Origin of the sequence: Nocardioides sp. (assembly GCF_034670285.1) — a bacterium.
Classification (GTDB): Bacteria; Actinomycetota; Actinomycetes; order Propionibacteriales; family Nocardioidaceae; genus Nocardioides.
Window position 1 is genome coordinate 1 of record NZ_JAXMNS010000489.1, and the last position, 2,485, is coordinate 2,485.

A 2,485-nucleotide genomic window follows, 5' to 3' on the forward strand; every position below is an offset into this window, starting at 1 on the left:
GTCGTCGCCGGTGCGGTGCACGGCGGCCGCCATGGCCAGCCACGGGTCGAGCGGCGAGACCGGGGCGTCGGAGCCGAGGACCAGGTTCACGCCGGCGTCCAGCATCCAGCGGAACGCAAAGCTGCGCTCGGAACGACCCGGCCAGATCAGCTCGGTGAGGTCGCGGTCGTCGATGAGGTGCGCCGGCTGCACGCTGGCGCGGATGTCGAGTGAGGCGAGGCGCGCGATGTCGGAGGGGGCGACCAGCTGGGCGTGCTCGATCGAGCCCCGCGCGCCGGTGGCGGCATAGGCGTCGAGCGCCGCCGTCACGGCCGCGTCGCCGATCGCGTGGGTCGCGACCTCGATGCCGCTCATGTGCGCGCGCGCCAAAAGTGCGACCAGCTCGTGCTGGGCCAGGTTGGCCGCCCCGCTGGGGTGCTCGAGGCGCGAGCCGTCGGCGTACGGCTCGCAGCACCACGCCGTACGGGTGTTGAGTGAGCCGTCGCTGATGATCTTGAGCGGCCCCATGATCAGACGGTCGTCGCCGTCGATCAGCGGCGTGCCCGAGCGCAGTCCGGCGGCCACGACGTCCTCAAGCCCGTCGGCGTACGTCGCCATCCGCACGCGCAGCAGGTCGCAGCCGGCGTGCCAGCGCTCGATCCACTCGGGGGCGCCGCCGGAGAACTCGAAGTCGACCAGCCCGACGATGCCGAGCGCCGCTGCGGCCTCGAGGCTGTCGCGGTAGGCCGCGGGTGACGTCCCGCTGTCACCGGTGAGGCTGTTGAGGATCTCGTAGGCCGCGAACCACTCGTTCTCGCGCACGACCTCGTCGCGATGCCCGAGCCCGAGGGCGGCGAGGGCGACGCTGTTGAGCCACGCGTGGTGGGCGTCGCCGGCGATCAGGATCACCGGGGTCACGCCGGTGACCTCGTCGAGCTCGCTGACGGTGACGTCGCGCGACCACGTGCCGGGGCGATGACCGAAGCCGATGATCGGCTTGCCCGGCTCCTCGGCCACCCGCTCGGCGACCAGCGCGATCGCGGCCTCGGGGCTGGTGACGGTGGTCGTGTCGAGGCGAGCACGGCACAGGCCCCACTGACCCAGGTGCACGTGCTGGTCCCAGAGGCCGGGGATCAGCCAGCGACCCTGGCCCTCGACCACCTCGACGCTCCGACCCTCCCGGTCGACGGCGACCAGGCCGGCGCCGACCTCGGCCACGTCGCCGTCCAGCACGAGGACGTCGACGGGTTCACCGGTCTCGTCGCCGTTGACGAGCGGGACGAGGCGCACGTCACGGAGGAGGAGATCGGTCACCCCACGACGCTAACGGACCGGCGAAGCACCGCTCCGACCCGGTCCTGACCTAGGGTCGGCGCCATGACGGGGCGCATCGCGGGAGCACTGGCACTCCTCGTCCTGCTCGCCCTCGTCGGTGCCGGCGCCGGCTACGTCTCGAACCAGGACGAGCCCGTCCCACCGGCCTCCTTCTCCCCACCGGTCGCCGTGCCGGCCGAGAGCCCCAGCCTTCCGGTCAACGTCTACGACGTCACGCCCGACCCCGACACCCCGCCCCTGGCGGTCGACACCCCGCTGAGCGAGGCGAAGTTCCGCGCGGGCGGCTTCGCGCTCCGCGCACCCGTGCCCGACGACTGGTTGCGGGTCGAGCTCTCGGGCCGGTCCTCGTGGCAGTTCAGCCGACCCGAGAATCCCTCGGGCACCTACGTCCTGCGCCTCGGGATCGTCGCCGGCGAGCGTCGTGCGCCGAGCGTCGCGGCGGCCTCGCGCGTCTTCGCCCTGCGCCAGCAAGAGCTGGACGGCAACTCCCAGAACCTCATCGTCGAGGAGCAGACCGACACCGGCTTCACCTACACGCTCATCGACGCCGCCGGCCACCAACGCGTCGGCATCGAGGAGTTCCTCACCGTGCCCGGCAACGACTCGGCCTACTTCACCGTGGCGGTGAGCGGCCGCGAGGTCGACCGCGAGGGGATGGTCTCCCTCCTGCAGAGAGTCACCGCCGGCGCCTACGTGCCCTGACGCCGCTACGACAGGCCGAGTGCCCGTACGGCGCTCAGCACCCGGTTGGCGGTCGGGCGGTCGTCGCTGCGGATCTGCACCCACATCAGCTGGCTGCGGTTGACCTGCACCACGCGTTCCACCACCAGCGTGTCGAGCGGGCAGTCGGAGTAGAAGACCGTCACGGTGTCGCCGTCCACCGAGAACACCGGGTCGGTCGCCGTCGAGCACTCGAGGTGCTGCGGCACCTGGTCGGGCAGCTCGGTGCCGGGGAGGACGCCGACGAACACGCCCTCGGCACCGGCCAGGGCAGCCCAGTCGGCCGACGTGCCGACCGAGAGCGCCGGCAGCTCACGGCCCTCCCCCACGTTGGGCGGCATCCAGGACACCGTCGACCTGGCCTCGTCCCAGCTCGTCGGAACGGTGACGCTCAGGGCGCCCGTGTCGTCGCCGACGGTGACCTCGGCGGGCGGCTCGGCCAAGCCCTGCT

At 72.4% G+C, this 2,485-nt stretch carries 3 protein-coding genes; 1 reads left to right on the forward strand and 2 read right to left on the reverse strand.

Going from position 1 to position 2,485, the window contains the following annotated elements; translation table 11 throughout:
- A partial coding sequence (locus VOI19_RS18080; protein WP_323794335.1) for an amidohydrolase occupies window positions 1-1,293 on the reverse strand: 1,293 nt, incomplete at its 3' end.
- A gap of 63 nt (window positions 1,294-1,356) precedes the next feature.
- Here VOI19_RS18080 and VOI19_RS18085 point away from each other — a divergent pair.
- Complete coding sequence (locus tag VOI19_RS18085) at window positions 1,357-2,016, forward strand: hypothetical protein (protein WP_323794336.1); 660 nt, start codon at window positions 1,357-1,359, stop codon at window positions 2,014-2,016.
- A 5-nt stretch (window positions 2,017-2,021) separates the two neighbouring features.
- On the opposite strand, the gene VOI19_RS18090 is transcribed toward VOI19_RS18085, so the two are convergent.
- Window positions 2,022-2,485: hypothetical protein (locus tag VOI19_RS18090; RefSeq protein ID WP_416366402.1), on the reverse strand; the 464-nt coding region annotated here is incomplete at its 5' end.

Bases quoted from the DNA above. Each gene is read 5' to 3' on its own strand.
- VOI19_RS18085 (WP_323794336.1), top strand. From the start codon at position 1,357: ATGACGGGGCGCATCGCGGGAGCACTGGCACTCCTCGTCCTGCTCGCC.